Consider the following 21,412-nt stretch of genomic DNA (forward strand, 5'->3'; position numbering starts at 1 on the left):
GCACACCGCCACCCGGAAGGGGTGAACATGCGGGAAGGGGGACCTGTGATCGGCAGGGACAACGAGATCCGGGTCGTGGCGGAGACCCTGCTCTCCACCGGCACCTCGGCCCGCACCCTGCTGGTCGTCGGAGGCCCCGGCTCGGGCAAGACCGCCGTGGTGGAACAGGCCCGGCGCGAAGCGACCGAGCAAGGCGCCCGGGTCCTACGGATGCGCTGTCACGACGGCGAGAACCCGCCCGGTGCGGCCGCGCTGGCCGACGGGGTCCATTCGGTGCTGGCCAAGTTCCATGACCGTCGCAGCCCGGTCCGGGTCGGTGCGGTGCGTCGGATCCGGCTCCAAAGCAGCGGCCAGGACGGCGAGTTGGCCCTGTTGTCCGTGCTGGGCGAGATACTCACGGACGCGGCGGCGCACATCCCCTTTGCCGTGGTGGTCGACGACGTCGAACGGATGCCGCGCCCGACGGCATCCGCCCTCGGCCTGCTGCTGCGCGTCTTCCGCCCGGCCGGGGTGCCGATGGTGCTGGCCGGACGACCGATCCGGCCCGGAGCCGACGGCTCCTCGCCGCTGACGGCGGCAGCCGACCGGCTGCTCGAACTGCCGCCACTGCGGCCTTCCGACATCGAGGCCCTCGTCGTACGGCGGCTCGGCCGCCCGGTCGAACCCGCCCTCGTGACAGCGGTGTTGGGCGCGCTGGGCCCGATGGCGGGCACCCCCGAGGCCGTGCTGTCGGTGCTCGACGCGCTGCGCGAACAGGGCGACCTCCTGGAACTCGACGGCCATGTCTGCCTGACCGAACCGGAGTTGGCCCTGCGCCTTACCACCGACGTGACCGAACTGACCCGGCTCTGCTGGCCGGGTCCGCCGCCGGACGCCGCCGGTCTGGACGCCGCCGCAGCGGTGGCCCGCAACCTCGAACACGCGGAGATACGGCTGGACGAGCTGCTCCGGCTGAAGCCGGGCGGCCCGCGCCGGGCCGGCCTCGTCGACCGGGCGCTCACCCCGCTGGTCAGGGACGGAATTCTGACCGTCGACGGGGACGGCCGGATCGCGTTCGCCGTTCCGGCCCTCGCGGCGGCACTGCGCGCCCTGCCCACCCACCATGACGTGTCGTCGCTGCACGCCCTGATCACCAGGTCGTTGACCGATCGGCTCGGCGCGGTGACGGCGGGCAGCTGCTACCCGCGCCTGGCCGAACACGTGACGGCCGCCGGGGCCGAACTCGACGACGCCCTCGCGGTCGACGTGCTCCTCGCGGCGGCGCGCACGGACGCCAGATCGGACTGGCCCCGATCGGTGCGCGCCTACTCCTCGGCCCTCGGGCGCCTCACCCCGCACGATCGCCGGACGCCTGAAGTGCTGCGCGAGTCAGCCGAGTTGAGCCTGCGCCACGCCGACCACACCGGTGCGCTGGCACTGGGCGCACCACTGCTCGCCCGACTGACCGCGTCCCCGGCCGAGGAGCGGGACCGGGAGTGCCTGGACTTCGTCGCCGGGGTGTGGGCGCTGGCGTCCCTGCACGAGCACCGGCCGCCCGACCTCCGCGACGCCGACGCCCAGGCCGGTGAGGTCGGCGATCCGCTGCCCGTCGTAACCCAATGCGCGGAGCTGGTCGGCCCGTTCGGGCTCGGTCCGGTAATGCCCCGGCCGGAAGGCGATAGCCGGCGGGCGTCGGACGCCGAGTGCCGGACGGAGTCCGGGCCGCTGCCCTCCGTAGCGGAACTGCGGGTGCTGGCCACGGCTACGGGCAGCCGGGCCGATCTGTCGGCCGCGATGCGCACCCTGCCGCCCGATGGGGACGGCGCGCCGAAGGTGGACCGGCTGCGGATCGCGGCCGCCCACGCGGACCTCGCCGATGCCCTGGCCGCCGTGCTCGGGGACCGGTACACCGGGGCCGGGGACAGCACCGCCGCCTGGTACCACGCCATGGTCCGCGACTATCTTGACGGCGACTGGGACCGGGCCCTGGTGTCCGCCCGTCGGATCGAGGCGCGCAGCCGGACCCGGGGTGCGACGGCGGGCGCGGCGCATCCCGCTCGGGCGCTCGCGGCCGACATCCATTGCACCCGTGGGGAGTTGGGGCTCGCCCGGACCTGGCTGGAGTTGGTTCCGGACACCGTGTCGCACCCGCTGGTCGCGTGGGCCAGGCTGGGGCTGCGGTTCTGGTCCGGCCAGAAGGAGGCGGCGCTGACGGCGGCCCTCAGGGACGTACGACGGGCGCGCGAGCACGGTCTGCACTCGGGTACGGAGAAGGTGCTGGTGCGGTACGTGTCCTTCGCTCTGGTGGCGGGCCTGCCGCAGGTCATGCCGGCGGCGCTGGACGAACTGGAGGCGCTGCACGCGCTGGTGGGTTCTCCCATGACGCACGAGGCGCTGCTCTTCGGCCGCGGCCTGGTGCACGGCGACACGGACAGCGCGCTGGCCGCGCTCCGGTCGGTCCGTCGGCGCGGCGACGCCTACCTGGGCCTGCTGTGTTGCCTGTGCCTGATGGAGATCGGCGACGAGTCCGAGCCGTGGCTGGCCGAGGCGTCGCGGATCGCGCAGTCGCTGGGGATCGGGCGGGCCACCCGCACGACACTCGGCCACATGACACGGCGGCGGACCTTGGGGCTACCGAGAACGCGTCCGGCCTACGACGGGTTCGGCGAGGACGAGGTCCGGCTGACCACGTTGGTCAGCGAGGGGGCGACCAACCGGCAGATCGCGGCGCGGCTCGCGTGGAGCGAGAAGACCGTGGAACGGCGGCTCAGCCGGCTCTTCCGGCGCACGGGATGCCGCTCCCGGGTGGAACTCGCCGCGGCCTGGCTGGACGGCAGCCTCGCCCGCCGCGTGCCAGCACCGGACGGCACACCCGCAGGGGCCGGTGGTGCCGGGCCGGGCCCGGGCGGAGCGAGGCGGCCGTGACGGACGTATCGGCGGACCGTCAGCCCAAGTACCGTACCCGGCAGGTCAGTTGAGGCGCGCGGCGTGGGTGTCGACGGGCACACCGAGTCGGCCGGTGAGCAGCGAGCCGTCCGGTTTCACCTGAAGGTTCCACTCCAGGGCGGGGATGTAGCCGAGGACCAGCAGCGCGTCGGTCCCGCGCAACGGGGTGTCGCCCCAGCGCTCGTTGCGGTACTGGGCCGCGGTGACCACGAAGAGCCGACGGGCGCAGGTCCGGGAGTTGGCGGCGCCGCGGTCCCTGCCCATGTGCAGGGTCTGCAGGGCCGACGGTCCCCCGCGCTGTCCGGGCACCATGTTCTCCCCTACGGCCAGCGCCTCGCCCCGGGTCGTCGCGGTGTGCAGACGGGACGATCGCGCGGACAGCCCGTCGGTCACCGAGGGAGTGGCCGCCGAGCCCACCAGGACGACCGTGGCGTGGATTCCGACCGGCCCCGAGACCACCTCGGAGATGAGGGCCTGCGCCAGGAGCAGGACATCGTTGTCGTCTCCGGTCAGGGCGATCGGCCCGCTCAGCCGGGAGAGGTCGACCAGCATGCGCTCGCCCCGGTGGAGGCCGAGGGTGACGGTCAGGGAGTACGGGTGGATGAGCCCGTCTCCCGCGTTGGCTCCGCGCCGCAGCGTCGCCGAGTCGACGGACCACTCCTTCCCGGAGACGTCCGCGGTCCACGGCGGCGGCGCGTCGTCGTCCGCCTCGGCGAGCCGCAGGGTCAGTTTCTCCTTCGCGTGGACGACGACGTGGATGTCCGGCAGCGGGCGCCCGCCCTGCGGACGTCCCGCTGCCACGGCGCGCAGGCCCAGCGCGACCGTTTCGAGCGCCTTGCGATGGGCCCCCGACAGCGCCGAACGGGCCTGCGCCGAGAAGGAGTTGCGCCTCCGCCGGAGTAACACGGCCCCGAGCAGGAACAGGCCGAGCCCCACGCACAGGGCAATGGACGCGATCATGCGGCCACCTTTGTTGCTAGAAGTTGCTGGGAGTTGTCAGAGACGGACACCGGCCCATGGGGGCGCCGGCCGTCGGCGTGTACGCCGACGGCGAGGCGGACCGGTGTCCTGAGGGCGCGAGAACGCGCTTCCCTCCGCATCGTCGCGCGCCCGCCGTTTCCGACGAAAGGCGAAACCGCCAACCTTGCCGGTCCGTACAGGGAGTTGGGCGGATCCTCCGCCCGGGACCGTCGTGACGATCAGCACTCCCCGGCAACTCGCGCCAGATTTCCCTCCCCTCGCGCGCGAGAGGCCGGTGACGCGCGTGCGGGGTCCTGGCCGGTGGCAGCATCGTCCTCCCGAACCACATGAACGACCTCAGTCGCGAGTTGGGGGGCACATGCCTCAGCAAGTACTCGGCGAGAGCCTGCGCGTGGCGATCCACGCCCCCGCCCCCTTGATCCGCGCCGGACTGGCCGGCTTCGTCGCCATGGAGCCGAGGCTGCGCGAAGTGCCCCGGGACCGGATCCGGGAGGCCGACGCGATCGTGGTCGCCGTGGACGTGGCGGACGCCTCCGTCCTCGACTTGCTCCCCAGCCTGAGCGACCACCCGGGCGCGCGCTTCCTCGTGGTCGTCAGCGAGCGCTGGCAGGCCGACGTGTCCGCGGCCCGGCACCGGGGCGTCCGCGCCGTCGTGTGGTGGGACTTCTGCAGCCCGGACGTCTTCGTCCGCACCGTGCGCGCCGTGGCGGGCGAGGACGAAAACGCGGCACAGGCCACGGAGACCGCCGCCCCGCCACGGAACCGGGCTCCGCTGAGCACACGCGAAGTGGCCGTCCTGCGCCTGATCGCCGAGGGCAGACAGTGCGACGAGATCGCGACGGAACTCTCCTACTCCGAACGCACGGTGCGCTACATCCTCTACGGCGCGATGAAGCGCCTGCGGGCACGCAACCGCGCTCATGCCGTCTCGTACGCCATCAGGGCCGGATTGATCTGAACCGCCGTAACATCGGCCTCCTGCACCGGAGTTGACGGAGGAGACACCGATGAACCTGGGCAGCCACCTCACTCAGCGCCTCCTGCGTCTTCCCCCACCCCTCACCCGTGACGTGGCCGTCGACCACGATCTCCGGGTGCCGATGCGGGACGGTGCCGTCCTGCTGGCCGACCGCTGGAGGCCGAGGTCCGGTGGCGACGGTCTGCCGACCGTGCTCCTGCGGATTCCCTACGGCAGGGCGGGCATGGCCGCCGGGCCGATGGTCCGGCCGTTGGCCGAGCGGGGGTTCCAGGTGCTGATCCAGAGCACGCGCGGGACGTTCGGCTCCGGCGGCACCTTCGACCCGATGCGCGGCGAGCGCGAGGACGGGCTCGACACCGTGGACTGGGTGATCGGTCAGCCCTGGTTCGGCGAGTCGATGGTGCTGTACGGCATGAGCTATCTCGGCTTCGTCCAGTGGGCCATGGCCGACCAACTGCCGCCGCAGGTAAGGGCGATGATCCCGGCGGTGTCGGAATCGGCCCTCAGCCTGGAGTTCCTCCGCGAGGACGGGTTCTCCCTGGAGACACCGTTCGGCTGGGGCGTCATGGTCGCCGGACAGGAGCGCCGGTGGGCGATACCGCGCCAGCTCCTGGAGGCAAGGCGGGTGCGCCGCGCCATGTCGACGCTGCCGCTCGGCGAGGCCGATGTCGCCGCCATGGGGCAGCGGTCCGCCTACATCCAGGACGTCCTCGCCCACGACGCCGATGCCCCGCGATGGGCGCAGCTGGACCACAGTCACCGGGTGGCCGACGTCGCCGTCCCGGTGAGTTCGGTCGGCGGCTGGTACGACATCGCCCTGCCCGGCCAACTCCGGGACCACCAGGCCCTCCAGGCGGCCGGGCGGCAGGCCCGGCTCACGGTCGGTCCGTGGACGCACACCGCCCGGGGTGTGGGCGTCACGGCAGTCGGCGAGGCCCTCGGCTTCGGTCTCGCCCACGCGCGCGGCGAGCAGCCCGCAGAGCGGGCGCCGGTGCGTCTGTTCGTCATGGGCGAGGAGGCCTGGCGCGACTTCCCCTCCTGGCCGCCGCCCGGCTACACCCCTCAGCGCTTCCACCTCCACCCGGGCGGCGTCCTCTCCACCGACACGCCGGGCGAGTCCGCGCCGGACGGCTACCGCTACGACCCGGCGGACCCGACTCCGGCCGTCGGCGGGGTGCGTCTGGCCGTCGGCGTGAAGGGCGGCCGCGTCGACAACTCCGGCCTCGAAGCCCGGCCGGACGTGCTGACCTACACAACTCCCGTACTCGACACGGACGTCGAGGTGATCGGCGAGGTCGGCGCCGAGATCTGGTTCCGCTCCAGCCTGGCCCACGCCGATGTGTTCGTCCGGCTGTGCGACGTGGACGCCAAGGGCCGCTCGACGAACGTGTGCGACGGCCTGGTCGGGCTGACCGGCGCCGACCGGACCTCCCGCGCGACGGTACGGCTGTGGCCGACGGCCCACAGCTTCCGGCGCGGTCACCGCATCCGGGTCCAGGTGTCCAGCGGGGCCTTCCCGCGCTACAACCGCAATCCGGGCACCGGCGAACCCAGGGCGACGGCCACGACTCTCCGCGCCGGGAACCAGGAGGTGTTCCACGACCCGGAACATCCGTCCGCGGTACTCCTGCCGGTCGGCCCGGTGATACGGAGAAACGGTTCGGCCGAGCGGGAGCTCGATAATGGACTAGACATGAGTGGACTAGACAATTAAGCCGCTTCAACTCCCCTGTGATGTCACGGAAAAGGGCGTATCGAAGACCCGGCCGGTCTCGGCATATATTGCCCCACCGAGACCGGTCCGACATCACGACTACTCAATTGTCATATGCCTCAAGGTGTTTATACCTCCAGGCCGGCCTCAAGACGCTTGAGGTTATGCCGCGCCAGCGCCAGATTGCTGCGCTCCCGGTCCAGCGCGAGATACAGGAACAGCGAGCCGCGGGTGGTCGAAAGCGGCCTGATCAGGTGGTACTGCTGGCCGAGCGTGATCAGGATGTCCTCGATGCGGTCGTCCACGTTGATGGCCTTCAGCGTGCGCTGCTTGGCCCGTACGACCTCGGTGTTGCCCGCCCCCGCGACCTCCAGGTCCAGATGCGGGCCGCCGCCCAGCGCCCCCAGCGTCATGCCGCTCTCGTAGTCGACCAGGGACGCCCCCAGGGCCCCGTCGATAGTCATCGCTTCCTTGAGTGTCGCCTCAATGTTCACGTGGTGCCTCGTTCCCCTCACCCCGGCAAGATTCAGCATCTCGCCACGAAAACGGTCTCAATGCGAACCGTGCGGGTAACAGACAACACCATCTTTGGTCAGAGTTGCGATAGTTGGCAAATAAAGTAGTCTGCTCGCCGGAGTGACTGAAGGGGGGACCTTTGTCATCGCTCGACGCCGTACTGGGCCGCGCCCTGACCACGCCCGGCATCAGCGGAGCCGCGGTACTCGATGCCGTCACCGGCCTCTCCTATGCGGAGTCGGGGGATATGAGTGCCGGTCAGGACTCCTGCGAAATAGCGGAATTGGCCCGCACCCGCCTCGTACGGGCAGGCGCGTCAGGTGAGTTGGAGAGCGTCATCGTGACGACCTCCACCCGGCATCTAGTGACGATCCAACTCCCCCGGCAGGGCGATCCCTTGCTGCTGTGCGCGACGGTCGACCGCGACCGCACCAACCTCAGCTCGGCGCTGCGCGAACTGCGGCTGCACGCCGACGAGTTGCTGGCATGACGGCAGGCACCGAGGAACCGCTCGCCGACTCCCGCAACGTTCCCGCCCTGTTGGCGGCACTCCGGACCCAACGGCGGTCCTGCACCGTGGTCGTGACCGGTACCCCGGGCGGCTCGATCCATGTGCGCGAAGGACTCGTGGTGGCGATGGAGACCCCCGGCGCCCCCGGCGTCGAGGGCCTGCTGCTCCGGTCGGGCCGGATCGGTGAGCCGGAGTGGTCGGCGGTTCGCGCCTCCGACACCACCCATGAACACCTCGCCGCCGAACTCGTGGACCGCGGGCTCGTCGGCGCCGGCGAGCTGGAGGTCATCAGCCTCGGCGCGCTCTTCGACGCGGCCTTCGCGCTCTCCCTCGCCGTACCCGACAGCTGGGAAGTGACCGACCCCGTACCGACGTTGTACCGCAACGCCGGTGTCACCCCCGAGCGACTCCTCGGCGAGGTGTCCCGACGTATCAACTTCCTTGCCGGTGAGCCGGGTTCGGTCGCCGCCCTCGCCCGCACCCGGATGCAACCTGCGCCCACCACGCACAACCCCGGAACCGTCGAAAGGCTCCCGGCCCGGCACCGGAACGTCCTGGCGGCCACCGCGGACGGACGCCGGACGGCGAGGGACATCGCCTTCGCCCTCGGCCGGGGTCTTTTCGCCGTGATGGTCGACCTACGACACCTGCTGGACCTCGGTCTCGTCCGACCGCACACAGCCTCGACGGACCGCCGCCCGAGCACGGCGCCACGCATCGCACCCTCCGCCGACGCCCCCTCCGCCCTCGACTCCGCATCGCTCCCGCGTCGCATCCCCGGCCGGAACTCCGCGCCGGCTCCCCGGCCCCACGACTGATCCGCCCTTCCCGCAGCCACGTCCCCACCGGGCTCCCCTCCTGCCTCGTTCTGCCACCGCCTGCACGCAACAGGAAGAAGACGCCATGAGCGACCCCGTGACCGACCTCCTCATCGCCCTGCGGGACAACGTAATGGGAGTCACCGAGACCACGCTGGCCACCAGCGACGGGCTCGTCGTGGCGAGCGACACGACCAAGACCCACCCCGAGTCCATGGCCGCGGTGGCGGCGGCGACCCTCGCCCTGGGCCACCGCCTCGCCGATCAGGGCGGCACCGGGCACCTCCGCGAGATCAGCGCGCGCTGCAGCACGGGCCACGTGATCGTGACGGCCGTAGGAGAGCGCGCGCTGCTGGCCGTGGTCGCGGACGACGGCCTGGACCAGGCTGCTTTCCGCCGTGAGATGCCGGCGGTCGCGGCGAAACTGCGGCGGCATCTCGACGAGGACGTGTAGCCGGGCCTGTCGAATGCGCCGGTCCCCGATCGACGGGAGAGTGGAAGCAGCAGTACCTCCACGACTCAGGAGCACCCTCGTGACCGTGACCGCGGATCTCGCCATCTCCCTCGACGGCTACATCGCCGGCACCGACGTGACCCTCGACAACCCGGGCGGCGACGGCGCCGAGCAGCTCTTCGAGTGGATCCACAGTCTGGCGAGCTGGCGGGAGCGCCAGGGCATGACCGGTGGGGAGGAGAACCGCGACTCCGAGTTGATGCGCGAGTGGTTCGACGCGACCGGAGCGGTCGTGATGGGCCGGATGATGTACGACACCGGTGAGGAGTTCTGGGGCGACAACCCGCCGTTCCGGACCCCGGTCTTCGTCCTCACCCACCGCCCCCGGCCGACCCTGGTCAAGGAGGGCGGCACCACCTTCACGTTCGTCAGCGACGGCATCCACAGCGCGCTCGACCGGGCGAAGGCCGTCGCCGGGGACCGGAACGTCGACATCGCGGGCGGCGCGAGCACCCTGCGGCAGTACCTCGCGGAGGGCCTCATCGACGAACTCCAGCTGCATGTGGTGCCCGCGTTGCTCGGCGCGGGCCTGCGGCTCTTCGACGGCCCGGGCGCGGGACCGCAGCGCGTCGAGACGGTGAGGGTGGTCGAGACTCCGCTCGCCACGCACCTGAAGTACCGCTTCGGCAAGACCGAGGAATGACCTCTCGCGGGAGGGGTGTCACGCGGCCGTCTCCTCCAACGCGATCGGGTCGCCCACCCGCACCGTCCCCGCCTCCAGTACGTCCAGGTACACGCCGAGGCACGACAGTCGGCCCAGGTCGAACACCGGGATGCGGTGCTCGCGGGCGACCGCGCGCATGAGGCCGGGGTCCGGCGGGAGTTCGTCGTGGCCGAGGGTGGGGATCACACAGCGCGGTGTGGGCACCAGGACGCGGAACAGCGCCTCTCCCACCCGCAGGCGCAAGCCCACCCAGTCGTCCTCCGGAAACCCGGGCCCGCCAAGGGTGTTGACGACCAGGTTCGGCCGGAAGCGGCGCGCGTCGAAGTCGCCGGTGGGGTACGCGCTCCGCATCCGGTCCAGGGCGGCCGTGGTGACGAGATGGACCCGGCCGAAGTCGAAGAACGTCCCCGGCGCGACACCGCCGGTCGTGATGCTCTCACCGGTCTCGTCTACGGTCGCCGACTCCCGTACGACGTCCGGGACCCCGCCCTCGTACGCGGGCACGGCGCGCTCCAGCCGACTGTGCTCCGATACGACGCCGGAGACGGACACCTGTCGGCCCAGCAGCTTGGACAACTCGGCGTCCAGGTCCGGGTCTTGGACCGCCAGCGCGGTGCCGTCCGGCAGGACGACCCGGACCACGCCGGAGTCGTCGAGGCGGCTGCGGCAGCGCAGCAACTCGCCCCACTTGCGCGGGTGTTTGGCGCTGCCCACCGCGCCCGTCCCGTCGAGGACGGCGTACACCCGGTCCCCCGACAGCCCGTTCTCCGTGACCGCCGCGGCGGTCACGGCCTCGCCCAGCATCGACTTCACCGGATACCGGTACAGCGCCGTCACAGTCCCCATGGATCAACTATCGCCCAGCCAACTGCCGTCAGAGGGTGAGGAGTTCCTCGTAGAAACCGCCGAACCCCCGCTCACGGTCGATGAGATGAACCTCCAGGATCCAGTGGCAGGTCCGGCCGGTCTTGTCGGCGCGGCGCATGCGCGTGTCGTTGTCGGGGGTGACGTACGACTCGACGTGCGCGCCCTCGATCGTCTCGTGCGGGAACTCGCCGACGAGGTGCCCGGCGTGCCAGCCGCCCAGCTCCCAACCCGCCTTCTCCGCAAGGCGGGTGACCTCGGTGTGCAGGCGGGCGCCGGTGATGTCCGGGGTGTTGTCGAAGAAGCGCCGGCCGGCCGTGAACACCGTGGGGAGGTCGTCGCGCAGCCGGTGCTTGACCGGGTCGTCGCCCAGCACGAAGGTACGGCCGAAGTCGGCCTCGTACTCCTCGAAGATCGGTCCGAAGTCGGCGAACACGATGTCGTCCGCGCCGATCACCCGGTCCGGCGGGTTCTCCTTGTACGGCGCGAGCGTGTTCGGTCCCGAGCGCACGATCCGCTTGTGCCAGTGCCGGGTCGTGCCGAACATCTCGTTCGCGAGGTCGCGCACCCGGTCGCTGACGGCCCGCTCCCCCTCACCGGGCGCCACGAGCCCGCGCTCCTCGACCTCCGTGAAGAGCAGTGCGGCCTTGGCCTGGGCATCGAGCAGGCGTGCGGCCCGCGTGGGTTCGTCATCAGCCATGGGGCGAACCTAGCCAGCTAGATCGTTCTCGGCAATGTGATTCTCTACGGCGGGCTCGCTCCACCCGGCGACGCGTGACGCGCGGGCCAGGAAGTGGTGCTCGGCGTCCTCGTAGCGGGACAGTTCCCAGCCGGCCGTTCGCAGGGTGGGGCGGAGGTGCTCCTCGGCGAGGGGGTCGTCCGGGTCGAGGGGGGCCGTGGCGGGCGGCGCGCTCGGCGCGGCCGGAGGGGTGGAACAGGAGCAGGGTGCCGCCGGGGGCGGTGACCCGGGCCCATTCGCGCAGGGCCGTCGCCGGATCGGGGACATGGTTGATCAGGCCGGCGCTGAAGACCGCGTCCACCGCCCCCGTCGGCAGGGGCAGTCGGCAGGCGTCGGCCAGGATCAGGCAGCCGTCCTTGTCGCGGCCCTCGCGGAGCGCGGCGGTGAGCATCGCGGGCGTGAGGTCGACGCCGACGACGAGACCCGCGTCGCCGACCTGCGCGCGCAGTGCGGGCAACTCGCGGCCGGTGCCGCAGCCCAGGTCCAACACCCGTCGGCCGGGCCGGAGTTCCATCCGCTCAACAGCCGCCGCGTACCGGGGGCCGTCGTCCGCGAACCGTTCCTCCCAAGTGGCCGCCCGCCGGGTGAAGAAGGCGCGGGTCACCGTCTGCTGGGCGCGCTGCGCGACGAAGGCGGCGAAGCGCTGGAACACGCCGTCGCGGTGAGGAGCCAGGACGGCCAGTTCGGCGGGCGCGTCGTCCACGACTCCGGGAGCGGTGGCCGCTTCCTCCGGGAACGCGTCGGCGAAGGCGCCGACCGTCACCTCGTCCGCCTCCAGGTGGAACTGCGTTCCCCACGCCGAACCGCCGATCCGGAAGGCCTGCACCGGGTACCGGTCGCAGGAGGCCAGCAGGGTCGCCCCGGCCGGCAGGTCCATCGTGTCGCCGTGCCAGTGCAGCACCCGCAGCCGCTCGGGAACGGCACCGAACAGCGCGTCGGCGCGCGCCGCCTCCGTCATCCGTACACCGGCCCAGCCGACCTGCGTGCCGTTGCCGGGCCGGGCGACACCACCGGCCGCGACCGCGAGCAGCTGCGCGCCGAGACACACGCCGAGCACGGGCACCTCGGCGTCCAACGCGGCCCGCAGCAGGGCGAGTTCGGCGCTACGACTGGGAAAGTCCTCGTAGGCGGCCATCGCCCCGCCCATCACCACCAGGCCCACCAGGTCGTCGGCCGTGTCCGGCACCGGGTCGCCCGCCCAGGTCCGGCAGACCCGCGTCGGAAGCCCGGCGGCCTCGATCGCGGCGCCGATGGCGTAGGGGCCTTCCTGCGGTGCGTGCTCCACGATCTGGATCACGGGCCATCACCTCCCGCTCGACCGTACCCGGGCGGCGGTGGGACCGAAACGCGGATGCGAGGTCGCAGGCCCAGGTCACCTCGTATGTGCCAGCCCCTTTTCCGTATCGCATCGGCATGCGCGGAACTCCTCGCCGGAGCAGCGCTTATGTCGGCGTCGGGCGGGTTCCTCGGATTTGCCAGGCCGGAGCAAACTCCCAGGTGGCGCATGCGACGGGGTCTGTGACGGGCGCGGCGGGAGCGACTAGCTTGTGGACGCACAGTCGGTAAGAAATCCGGCAATCCAGACCTTTCTTCTTCTCTGTGAGGCGTTCCGTCATGAGCTTGAGCATCCGCAACCAGATCCCCGGCACCGTCACGGCCGTCACGCCCGGCGCGGTGATGGCGACCGTGAAGGTGCGCCTCGACGGCGGCCAGGACCTCACCGCGGCGATCACGTTGGAGGCCGTGAAGGACCTCGGGCTCGCCGAGGGCACGGCCGTACGCGCGATGATGAAGTCCACGGAGGTCGCGCTCGCCACGAGCCGGGTGGAGGGCGTGTCCATCCGCAACCAGCTGCCCGGCACGGTCAGCGATGTCGCCACCGGCGGGGCGATGGCCGTCGTCAAGGTCACGATCGACGGGGGCGAGCTGACCGCGGCGATCACGAAGGACGCGGTCGGCGACCTGGGCCTGCGGACCGGTTCGCCGGTAGTCGCGCTGATCAAGTCGACCGAGGTGTCCCTGGCGACCGTCTGACGCGGGGACTCCGCGGTCGGGCGCCGTGCTCACGCGCCACCGGGACCCGGCGTCGGTCCCGTCGCGCGTGAGCGCCTACGCTGCTCGGGGAAGGCAGCCGTAACCAGGAGACCAGCGGAGAAGGGACGTCACCCGTGGCAAGCGACCGACACAGTACGGCCGAGGCCGCCGACGCGTCCCCTCCCGTTCCGCCCGGGCAGCGGCATGTGCACGGCTGGCCGGTCTCGCACTACGGGCCCGTCCCCCGTTTCCGCCCCGAGCGCTGGAACCTGCGCGTCCACGGCGCGACCGCCGACGGCGCCGAGCACACCTGGACGTTCGACGACCTCGCGCCGCTGCCGCACGTCACGGTCGTCGCCGATCTGCACTGCGCGTCCGGCCCGACCTCCACCGACCACGAGTGGTACGGCATCCCCGCGACCACCGTCCTGGACCTGGTCCCGCCGGCGCCGGAGGTCACGCACGTCATGGCGTGGGCGGAGTACGGCTACTCCACCAACCTCCGCCTCGCCGACTTCACCGCCCCGCAGACCCTGCTGGCCACCCACCACAACGGCGAGCCCCTCACCGCCGAACACGGTTTCCCGCTGCGGCTGGTGGTGCCGCATCTCTACGGCTACAAGAGCCCCAAGTGGCTGCGCGCCATCGAGTACCTCACCGAGGACCGGCGCGGGTTCTGGGAGGAGCGCGGCTACCACAACATCGCCGACCCGTGGAAAGAGCAGCGGTACTCCTACCAGGAGCAGGACGACGACGAGGCGCGGCCGCCCGGCCGATAGTCCGAAACCCGCCACGCGGCTGACCGGGCACGACACGTAGCCTCGTCCGCATGGTTACGCATCGTTTTGTTGACGTGAACGGCATCCGGCTGCACATCGCCGAACAGGGCGAAGGCCCCCTGGTGATCCTCCTGCACGGCTTCCCGGAGTCATGGCACTCCTGGCACCGTCAGATCGGCGCGCTGGCCGACGCGGGGTTCCGGGTGGTCGCCCCCGACCAGCGGGGATACGGCACCAGCGATCATCCGGACAATGTCGACGCGTACACAATCCTTCATCTGGTCGGCGATGTGGTGGGCCTGATACGGGAGTTGGGCGAGGAGAAGGCGTACGTCGTCGGGCACGACTGGGGTGCGCCGGTCGCCTGGCACACCGCGCTGCTGCGGCCGGACATGGTGCTCGGGGTGGCCGGTCTGAGCGTGCCGCCGCCGTACCGGGGGCCGTACCGTCCGATGGCCATGATGGAGGAGATCTTCCAGGGCCGCTTCTACTGGAACTACTTCAACCGACCGGGCGTCGCCGACGCCGAGTTCGGAAGGGACACCCGCACCACACTGCGCAAGTTCCTCTACTCGGCATCCGCTTCGGCCTCTCCCTCCGGCGAGATCATGCAGCCGCTGGTCGACCCCGAGAAGGGCTGGCTCGTCGCCATGGAGGATCCCGAGGTGCTGCCGGAGTGGCTCACCGAGGAGGATCTCGACGCGCTCACCGAGAGTTTCGCCAAGGGCTTCACCGGCGCCCTGAACTGGTACCGCAACCTCGACCGCAACTGGGACCTGACCGCGCCCTGGGACAACGCCGTCATCACCCGGCCCGCCCTCTACATCTTCGGCGACCGCGACCTCGTCCCCGCCTTCCCCGGCGCACGCGACATCATCGCCCAACTCCCGACCTTCATGCCCAGCCTGGTCCGCCCGCCCATCGAGCTGTCCGGCTGCGGCCACTGGACCCAGCAGGAACGCCCGGACGAGGTGAACGCGGCGCTCATCGACTTCCTCACGACCTGCGAGGACGAGTTGTGATCATCCGAGCCGAGTGAGCCGATCGGAAGGTCGGGCGGGGAAACCCGCTCGACCCGGTCACCTCCGCGAGGAGATCCTTCGGGCATGGAGTTCCTCTGCTACCACCGCGACCGGCCGGGTTCCCTCGCACTGCGCGAGGAACTGGTGGAAAAACACTGGTCCTACATGGACCGGTACGCGAAGGAGATGATCGCCCGGGGCCCGACCTTCGCCGGCGACACCCCCACCGGAAGCGTGCACATCCTCGATCTGCCGGATCCGGCCGCCGCCCGCGCGTTCGCCTTCGACGAGCCGAACTACCAGGCGGGCGTGTACCGGGACGTCCTGCTGCGCCGGTGGCGCAACGTCCTGGGGCGCACCATGTGGGACTTCCCGGGCGGCCGGACCGGCGGCAACCGGTACCTGGTGCTCGGCCTCGGCGCGGGGCAGGCCGTGGACCTGGCGGTGCCGACCGCGCGGGACCAACTCATCGCGTACGGGCCGCTGTTGTCCGACGACGGTTCCGGCTGGCTGGGCACGGCGGTACTCCTCCGGGCACCGGACCCGGAGTCGGCACGTGATGTGCTGACCCGGGACCGGTATGCCGACATCGAGGTGCACGACTGGCAGTTCGGCGGGCGTCCGACCTGAGTGACTGAACACCACTGCCATTGCCGAGCTCCGACGCCTCGTCAACTCTCCCTGTAATCAGGCGCGTTCATGCCTACGGCGTCCGACGGCGGGTCAGTCCGCCGGCCGACAGGATTTCGTCCCACGCCTCCAGAGCCGTGGCCTCGATGTCCGGCGTACCCAGCAGTCGGGCGCCCGCGGCGGCCATGGCGGTGCCGTGTGCGGACCAGGTGTCGAGGTGACCCTGGAGGACGGCCCGGTTTCCGGGGTCGGCGTCGGTCAGGAAGGTCAACAGGGCCCGGGTCCAGCGGGACGCGCGGTCCGCGTCCCGGCACAGGTCGTCGGTGATGAGGGAGTCGAGGGGGATGCCGACGGTGTCGAGGCGGCGGGCCAGGCCGTGCAGGAGTACGGCGTCGGCGACCGGTTTGACGACGAGTTGGAAGGCGACGAGAGCCACGTCCCAGTCGTAGGCGACCAGGGCTTCCTCGACGGACCGGCGGAACGGCTGCCAGTCCGGTTGGTGCTCCCAGGTGGTGCGTTCGGCGAGGCCGAAGGCGCGGTCGGGGTGGGTGCGGGCGAGTTGGGTGGTGCGGTAGGCGAGGAGCTGGACGCGGCGGAGCTGGTCGGCGGTCTGGAAGGCGGCGCAGGTGGCGATGTAGCTGCCGGGGGCGAGTTGCTGGAGGTAGGCGGAGAGCATCTGCTGGCCGTGGACGAGATAGCGGGCCGGGGTCACGGCCAGTGCCAGCAGGTCGAGTTGACGGGCCGTCAGGCGTTCGTCGTGCTGTTCCTTGTCGAAGCGTTCGAGCAGTCCCTCGACGTAGGTCTCGCGGTCGTCCTGCATGGCGACATAGCTGCCGTACGTCACCCGGTCGGGATCGCGGAACGCGTCCCAGTCGGGCACGGTCAGGGCCATGCCGTCGCGGTGTTCGCGCAGCCAGCGGTTGCCGTGCGCCTCGGGCGGGAGTTCCAGCGGGGTGACGCCCGTGGTGTGGTTCATGCCGTGGGTGAGGACCTCGTACTCGCTGGGACGACGGCCCAGGTCACCGAAGGCGCTCCAAGTGCGCAGACGGGTCGCGCGCTGCCGGTCACGCTGCTGTGCCATGGCTTCTCCAGACCTCGTCACTGACGAACACGTCACTCGCTGTTGAACCACATGTATTCCTGCGACCGGGAGCGCATCCGTCCCTTGAAAGAGGGCATCTCGATCTCCAGGGCGGCGAGTTGGAAGGTTCCGCCGAGGTGCGCCTCCAGGCTGCGCCGGGTCAGCCGGCACTCGTGCGGGGTGTGCACGCGGACGTAGTCGTCGCGGTCGACGACGTACACGTCCCGGTCGGGGTTGTCGTCGCACACCGCCTCGATGACGGCGTCCGCGAGCGGTCCGGAGCGCAGCACCGGGCCGACGAGGACGGGGTCGAGCGGGGCGTCGCTGTCCAGTTCGTAGACGGTCATGGGGTGGGTGCCTGCCTTTCGTCGGACGGGCGGCGGCTGACGCACACCTGGCCGTCGGCGATGCGGGTGTCGTGGCGTACGAGGCAGGAGCCGCGCGGGTTGATGCCCCGTCCGGTGCGCACGTCGAACTCCCAGAGGTGGAAGGCGCAGGTCAGAACGGTGCCGTCGAGATCGCCCTCGGCGAGGGACTGCCGTTGGTGCGGGCAAGTCCCCTGGTACGCGAGGTAGTTGCCCTCGACGCGGATCAGCAGGATCTCCGTGCCGTTGACCTCGAAGGGCTCCATCTCGCCGTCCCACAGGGCGTCCTGGGGCGCCACCGGCACATAGTCGGCGGCCTCCTCAGTCACGGAACCGCACGTCCAGCCATTGCAGGGGCAGCAGGGACAGTTCGCCGAGTGTCACGGTCGGGTCGATCTTCCGGTCGTCGAGATACACGTCGTACGACGGCACGCCGGGCGGAGCCGCCACCCGGCGCCCGACGCTGTGCACGGCCACCTTCTCCGCGACCGTGTCCATGGTGTCGTCGGTGTCGACGGCCACCAGGTGCGGGATGAAGTCGCCGACCAGTCTGCCGACGATGGGGAACAGTGCCATGTGGGTGAATCCCCTTACGCCTTGGGGTCGTTGGCGTACTCGCGCGCCCAGCGGTAGCCATCCGTGTCGTCGCCCATGACGTCCGGGGTGAGGCCCATCCAGGCGAGTGCTCCGGGCAGGTCCATGGGCTGGATCTCGCCGCCGATGAACCGGTCGACGACCGTGCGGTGGCCCGCGTACCGCTCGGGTTCCTGCTCGAAGCACCACTTGGAGATCTCGCTGTCGAAGTGGTGGATGCGGCCGTCGCGGACGAGGGAGACGGGGTTGAGCCGCTCACGCGACATCGCGGTACCGAGGGGCAGTTGGGTGACGCTGCACAGCGCGGGGAGCGTCTCGGGGAGGGTGCGCTCGATGTGTCCGGCGTTGATGTTGCGGATGATCTCGTCCCACAGGACGCCCCAATTCTCCTCCCACTGGGGGTACTTGTCGTTCAGCCAGGCCCGCTCGTCCTTCGAGACACCGGCGCTGGTGTTCCAGAAGAGGGTGGGCCGGTAGAACCACAGCCCGAGTTGCATCGCGTGCTGGCCGTTGTCGAGGGAGTGGAGGAAGTCGTCCCAGTACCAGGGGCGCTTCAACCCGTAGTCCTCCAGCACCCGTTCGTGCTGGTCGACGATCCATTCCAGCATGAACTCCTTGTAGGACATCTTCCGTTTGTCGAGCGGCGTGTAGTAGTCCATCGCCGGTCCGGTGAGGGTCTGGAAGATCCGGGAGGCGCGCCAGAACGCCACGTCGACGATCCGCTGGGCGCGCTGCGGGTCGTGGGCCATCACCACTTCCAGGGTGGGGAAGCCCTGTTGGGCGTGGCGGGCCTCGTCGGTCTGGATGGAGGAGAGCAGGTTCGACCAGTTGACGTCGCCGGCGGCCATCGCGTCGGAGGCGAGGGCGACGAACTGGATGTTGCTGAAGCCGTGTTCGAGGGTCAGGTTGGAGGCGAGGCACGCCTCCACGCAGTCGGCATTGAGCATGATGTCGTCGAAGAGGCTCTTCGCCGCGATGACGGCCCACTGATTGGTGTGGTACGCCTTCTGTGCCCAGTCGAAACGGGTGTCGTACTTGAGCAGGGCGTGTGAGAAGCGCAGGCTGAGTTGGGTGTGCCGGGTCTCGTCGAGCAGTCCGAACACGCCGAGGTTGCGCCACTTCGGGGAGGGGGCGAAGCGGCAGAAGCGGCTCTGCATGGTGACGGCCATGTACTCGACCATCGTGATCAGTCCCATGTGCATCTGCGAGGCGGCGACATGGGAGGCCGGTAACTGGTCGTAACTCCCGGCCCGTTGAAGGGCGTTGCTCACCGCCTTGACCCCGGACTCCTTCTCCCGCTGGACGCGCACATAGTCCCGGTACGAGACACGGAAGGGCTCCTCCCAGGCGTCCCACGCGTCCTCGGGGATGCCTTCGGCGCCGGTCCACTCCGCGGGGAAGGCGTCGGCACGGTCCACGTACGAGAAGGTCCAGTCGAGGTCGCGCGAGGTCTCGTACCAGTCGTCCTGGGTGAGAAGCATGCGGATCACATCCTGACGGAATGGGGCGCGGGCTGCCTCGTAGCCGCATTTTCCACCGGCATACCACCCACTGCCAGCAGAACGGGACACATGTCCGACAATCGCCCATTGCACTGACGCTGCGTCAAAGGCGCTCACCGCAGAGCAACTTGGCAACTCGCACCGTCACCACGACAACCTCCGGCAAGGGCCGACCCGTTCCCTGTGCGTGCACTCCAACATTTCCACGACCTCATCCCATGCACGCCCTCCCCGGAGGCCGTTCGCCCTGGTGGCCCTGGTCGCGACGGCGGTCGCCGCCCTGCTGGCCGGCTGCTCCTCCGCCACGAGTCCCACGGTCTCGAAGGCGATCGGCGCGGCCTCGACGGCGGCGGGGGCGGGGGCGTCGAGATCGGCGGGGCCTTCCGGAGAGAGCAAACCGGTCTACTCGTACAAGAAGGCCGTCCGGGAGACGGTCTGGGTCGACACCGGGCGCGACGACGACCGCGACGGGAAGAGCGACCGGGTGGCGGTCGACATCGTGCGCCCCGCCGAACCCGCCGCCCAGGGCCGGAAGATACCGGTCATCATGGAGGCCAGCCCGTACTACTCCTGCTGCGGCCGCGGCAACGAGAACCAGAAGAAGACCTACGACGCCCAGGGACAGCCGGCCCGCATCCCGCTCTTCTACGACAACTACTTCGTCCCACGCGGCTACGCCTTCGTCGCCGTCGACCTCCCCGGCACCGGCCGCTCCGACGGCTGCACGGACGCCGGCGGCCCCATCGACATCCAGTCCACGAAGACCGTCATCGACTGGCTCAACGGCCGCGCCCACGCCTACACCACGCACACCGGCACCACCCCCGCGAAGGCCGACTGGTCCAACGGCAACACCGGGATGATCGGCAAGAGTTGGGACGGCTCCATCGCCAACGGGGTCGCCGCGACCGGCGTTAAGGGCCTGAAGACGATCGTCCCGATCAGCTCCATCTCCTCCTGGTACGACGCCTACTTCTCCCAGGGCGCCGGGCTGGTCGGCAACGCGCCCACCCCCGCCGTCCTGATCCGCACGGTCGAGAGCGACGCGACCGGCACCCACTGCGCCGCCGTGAACAAGCAGCTCGGCGACGCCGCCGCCAAGTCCGGCGACTGGTCGGCGATGTGGGCCGAGCGCGACTATGTGGCGGACGCGAAGAAGGTGACGGCGAGCGTCTTCGTCGTGCACGGTCAGCAGGACCTCACCGTCCGCAGCAAGAACTTCGGCCAGTGGTGGGACGCCCTCGCCAAGAGCGGCGTGGAACGCAAGATCTGGCTCTCCCAGACCGGGCACGTCGACCCCTTCGACTACCGCCGTACGCAGTGGGTTGTCACCCTGCACCACTGGTTCGACCATGCGCTTCTGGGCTACGACAACGGGATCGACCGCGCGCCGATGGCGGACATCGAGCGGACCCCGGACCACTGGACCACGGACGCGATCTGGCCGCCGAAGTCTACAACTCCCGTGACTCTCCGCCCCGTTCAGGGCACCCAGGCGGGCGTGGGCACGCTGAACACCACGTCCGGAAGCGGGACGGAGACCTTCACCGACACCACGGAGAAGTCCGAGCTCGACTGGGCCGCGCACATCGACCAGTCGACCGGCGAGAAGGCCGGCTTCGTCACCGGCCCCCTCACGAAACCGCTGCGCGTCTCCGGGGCCGCGAAGGTGACCGTCACCGCCACCTCGACGACCGCGTCCGCCAACCTCTCGGCGGTCCTCGTCGATCTGGGCCCGGCCACCGTCCGTGACTACAGCCCGGCCGCCGGACTCGGCATCTCGACGGTCTCCGGAACGTCCTGCTGGGGTGAGAACTCGGCTCAGGACAGCGCCTGTTACAAGAAGACCGCGGCCCACACCACACACGTCACGAGCACCGTCTTCAGCCGGGACTGGGCCGCACTCGGCACCGCCGCCGACGCACACAAGGTCCAGCCGCTGACCCCCGGCAAGCCGTACACCCTCTCCCTGACACTCGCGAGCGTCGACCACGTCCTCCCGGCCGGGCACCGGCTGGCCCTGATCCTCGCGGGCACCGACTGGGGCATCGCCCAGCAGGCGGCCGACCGTCCCACGATCACCCTGGACCTGGCGCACACGTCCCTCAGCCTGCCGGTCGTCGGGCCATCGGGTCTGCCCGCTTCCTAGCGCATACGGGCCGGAGCCGGGCGGAGGGCCT

Annotated in this window: 21 protein-coding genes and 2 pseudogenes; 12 read left to right on the forward strand and 11 right to left on the reverse strand. The window is 70.6% G+C overall.

Going from position 1 to position 21,412, the window contains the following annotated elements; translation table 11 throughout:
- The first annotated feature begins 45 nt into the window (after window positions 1-45).
- Window positions 46-2,904, forward strand: coding sequence for an AAA family ATPase (locus ACIBK4_RS30250; RefSeq protein WP_398999613.1), 2,859 nt, complete (start codon window positions 46-48; stop codon window positions 2,902-2,904).
- A gap of 45 nt (window positions 2,905-2,949) precedes the next feature.
- On the opposite strand, the gene ACIBK4_RS30255 is transcribed toward ACIBK4_RS30250, so the two are convergent.
- Complete coding sequence (locus ACIBK4_RS30255) at window positions 2,950-3,885, reverse strand: hypothetical protein (RefSeq protein WP_398999615.1); 936 nt, start codon at window positions 3,883-3,885, stop codon at window positions 2,950-2,952.
- A 379-nt stretch (window positions 3,886-4,264) separates the two neighbouring features.
- Between ACIBK4_RS30255 and ACIBK4_RS30260 the strand changes: the two genes are divergently transcribed.
- A complete protein-coding gene (locus ACIBK4_RS30260; protein ID WP_398999617.1) occupies window positions 4,265-4,864 on the forward strand; it encodes a response regulator transcription factor in 600 nt (199 codons plus the stop codon).
- A 49-nt stretch (window positions 4,865-4,913) separates the two neighbouring features.
- Window positions 4,914-6,599 carry a CocE/NonD family hydrolase gene (locus ACIBK4_RS30265; protein WP_398999619.1) on the forward strand — a complete coding sequence of 562 codons (1,686 nt, stop codon included), beginning with the start codon at window positions 4,914-4,916 and terminating at the stop codon, window positions 6,597-6,599.
- Window positions 6,600-6,727: 128 nt separating this feature from the next.
- Here the strand turns inward: ACIBK4_RS30265 and ACIBK4_RS30270 are convergent, their stop codons facing one another.
- Complete coding sequence (locus ACIBK4_RS30270; RefSeq protein ID WP_398999621.1) at window positions 6,728-7,093, reverse strand: hypothetical protein; 366 nt, start codon at window positions 7,091-7,093, stop codon at window positions 6,728-6,730.
- 161 nt (window positions 7,094-7,254) lie between these two features.
- Between ACIBK4_RS30270 and ACIBK4_RS30275 the strand changes: the two genes are divergently transcribed.
- The 4 genes from ACIBK4_RS30275 (at window position 7,255) to ACIBK4_RS30290 (ending at window position 9,601) form a co-directional block, all read left to right on the forward strand.
- On the forward strand, window positions 7,255-7,605 hold the full coding sequence (locus ACIBK4_RS30275; RefSeq protein WP_398999623.1) for a hypothetical protein: 351 nt from the start codon (window positions 7,255-7,257) through the stop codon (window positions 7,603-7,605).
- Window positions 7,602-8,444: a hypothetical protein gene (locus tag ACIBK4_RS30280; RefSeq protein ID WP_398999625.1), complete on the forward strand. Its 843-nt coding sequence runs from the start codon at window positions 7,602-7,604 to the stop codon at window positions 8,442-8,444. The genes ACIBK4_RS30275 and ACIBK4_RS30280 overlap by 4 nt, the downstream gene beginning before the upstream one ends.
- Before the next feature lie 85 nt (window positions 8,445-8,529).
- Window positions 8,530-8,898, forward strand: coding sequence for a roadblock/LC7 domain-containing protein (locus ACIBK4_RS30285; RefSeq protein WP_366432822.1), 369 nt, complete (start codon window positions 8,530-8,532; stop codon window positions 8,896-8,898).
- Window positions 8,899-8,977: 79 nt separating this feature from the next.
- Window positions 8,978-9,601: a dihydrofolate reductase family protein gene (locus tag ACIBK4_RS30290; protein WP_398999628.1), complete on the forward strand. Its 624-nt coding sequence runs from the start codon at window positions 8,978-8,980 to the stop codon at window positions 9,599-9,601.
- Window positions 9,602-9,619: 18 nt separating this feature from the next.
- On the opposite strand, the gene ACIBK4_RS30295 is transcribed toward ACIBK4_RS30290, so the two are convergent.
- From ACIBK4_RS30295 to ACIBK4_RS30310, 4 genes and pseudogenes are all read right to left on the reverse strand, one after another.
- Window positions 9,620-10,468: an MOSC domain-containing protein gene (locus ACIBK4_RS30295; RefSeq protein ID WP_398999630.1), complete on the reverse strand. Its 849-nt coding sequence runs from the start codon at window positions 10,466-10,468 to the stop codon at window positions 9,620-9,622.
- A 28-nt stretch (window positions 10,469-10,496) separates the two neighbouring features.
- A complete protein-coding gene (locus tag ACIBK4_RS30300; RefSeq protein ID WP_398999632.1) occupies window positions 10,497-11,186 on the reverse strand; it encodes a M24 family metallopeptidase in 690 nt (229 codons plus the stop codon).
- Window positions 11,187-11,195: 9 nt separating this feature from the next.
- A pseudogene (locus ACIBK4_RS30305) lies at window positions 11,196-11,877 on the reverse strand (class I SAM-dependent methyltransferase).
- Window positions 11,878-12,051: 174 nt separating this feature from the next.
- Window positions 12,052-12,372, reverse strand: a pseudogene (locus ACIBK4_RS30310) (gamma-glutamyl-gamma-aminobutyrate hydrolase family protein); the annotation flags it as partial.
- A gap of 467 nt (window positions 12,373-12,839) precedes the next feature.
- On the opposite strand from ACIBK4_RS30310, the gene ACIBK4_RS30315 reads away from it, so the two are divergent.
- The 4 genes from ACIBK4_RS30315 (at window position 12,840) to ACIBK4_RS30330 (ending at window position 15,690) form a co-directional block, all read left to right on the forward strand.
- Window positions 12,840-13,259 carry a molybdopterin-binding protein gene (locus ACIBK4_RS30315; RefSeq protein ID WP_398999634.1) on the forward strand — a complete coding sequence of 140 codons (420 nt, stop codon included), beginning with the start codon at window positions 12,840-12,842 and terminating at the stop codon, window positions 13,257-13,259.
- 134 nt (window positions 13,260-13,393) lie between these two features.
- Window positions 13,394-14,038, forward strand: coding sequence for a molybdopterin-dependent oxidoreductase (locus ACIBK4_RS30320; protein ID WP_398999636.1), 645 nt, complete (start codon window positions 13,394-13,396; stop codon window positions 14,036-14,038).
- Between the two features lie 50 nt (window positions 14,039-14,088).
- Window positions 14,089-15,060 (forward strand): alpha/beta fold hydrolase, encoded by a 972-nt coding sequence (locus tag ACIBK4_RS30325; RefSeq protein WP_398999638.1) that lies wholly within the window; start codon window positions 14,089-14,091, stop codon window positions 15,058-15,060.
- Between the two features lie 84 nt (window positions 15,061-15,144).
- Window positions 15,145-15,690, forward strand: coding sequence for a YciI family protein (locus ACIBK4_RS30330; RefSeq protein WP_398999640.1), 546 nt, complete (start codon window positions 15,145-15,147; stop codon window positions 15,688-15,690).
- A 73-nt stretch (window positions 15,691-15,763) separates the two neighbouring features.
- Here ACIBK4_RS30330 and ACIBK4_RS30335 read toward each other — a convergent pair whose 3' ends face one another.
- From ACIBK4_RS30335 to ACIBK4_RS30355, 5 genes are read right to left on the reverse strand one after another with little or no spacing between them, the layout of a single operon-like run.
- A complete protein-coding gene (locus ACIBK4_RS30335; protein ID WP_398999642.1) occupies window positions 15,764-16,771 on the reverse strand; it encodes a toluene hydroxylase in 1,008 nt (335 codons plus the stop codon).
- 32 nt (window positions 16,772-16,803) lie between these two features.
- Entirely contained in the window at window positions 16,804-17,118 is a 315-nt protein-coding gene (locus tag ACIBK4_RS30340) for an MmoB/DmpM family protein (RefSeq protein ID WP_398999644.1), read from the reverse strand.
- A complete protein-coding gene (locus ACIBK4_RS30345; RefSeq protein ID WP_398999646.1) occupies window positions 17,115-17,465 on the reverse strand; it encodes a Rieske 2Fe-2S domain-containing protein in 351 nt (116 codons plus the stop codon). Before ACIBK4_RS30345 ends, ACIBK4_RS30340 begins: the two co-directional genes overlap by 4 nt.
- Window positions 17,458-17,712, reverse strand: coding sequence for a toluene-4-monooxygenase system B family protein (locus ACIBK4_RS30350; protein ID WP_398999648.1), 255 nt, complete (start codon window positions 17,710-17,712; stop codon window positions 17,458-17,460). The genes ACIBK4_RS30345 and ACIBK4_RS30350 overlap by 8 nt, the downstream gene beginning before the upstream one ends.
- A 14-nt stretch (window positions 17,713-17,726) precedes the next feature.
- Window positions 17,727-19,211, reverse strand: a complete 1,485-nt coding sequence (locus ACIBK4_RS30355) for a toluene monooxygenase (RefSeq protein WP_398999651.1) — start codon at window positions 19,209-19,211, stop codon at window positions 17,727-17,729.
- A 277-nt stretch (window positions 19,212-19,488) separates the two neighbouring features.
- Here ACIBK4_RS30355 and ACIBK4_RS30360 point away from each other — a divergent pair, with 277 nt between their 5' ends.
- Window positions 19,489-21,381, forward strand: coding sequence for a Xaa-Pro dipeptidyl-peptidase (locus ACIBK4_RS30360; protein WP_399000083.1), 1,893 nt, complete (start codon window positions 19,489-19,491; stop codon window positions 21,379-21,381).
- The last annotated feature ends 31 nt before the right edge of the window (window positions 21,382-21,412 follow it).

This window comes from Streptomyces sp. NPDC050528 (assembly GCF_044457795.1).
In the GTDB taxonomy this organism is placed as follows: domain Bacteria; phylum Actinomycetota; class Actinomycetes; order Streptomycetales; family Streptomycetaceae; genus Streptomyces.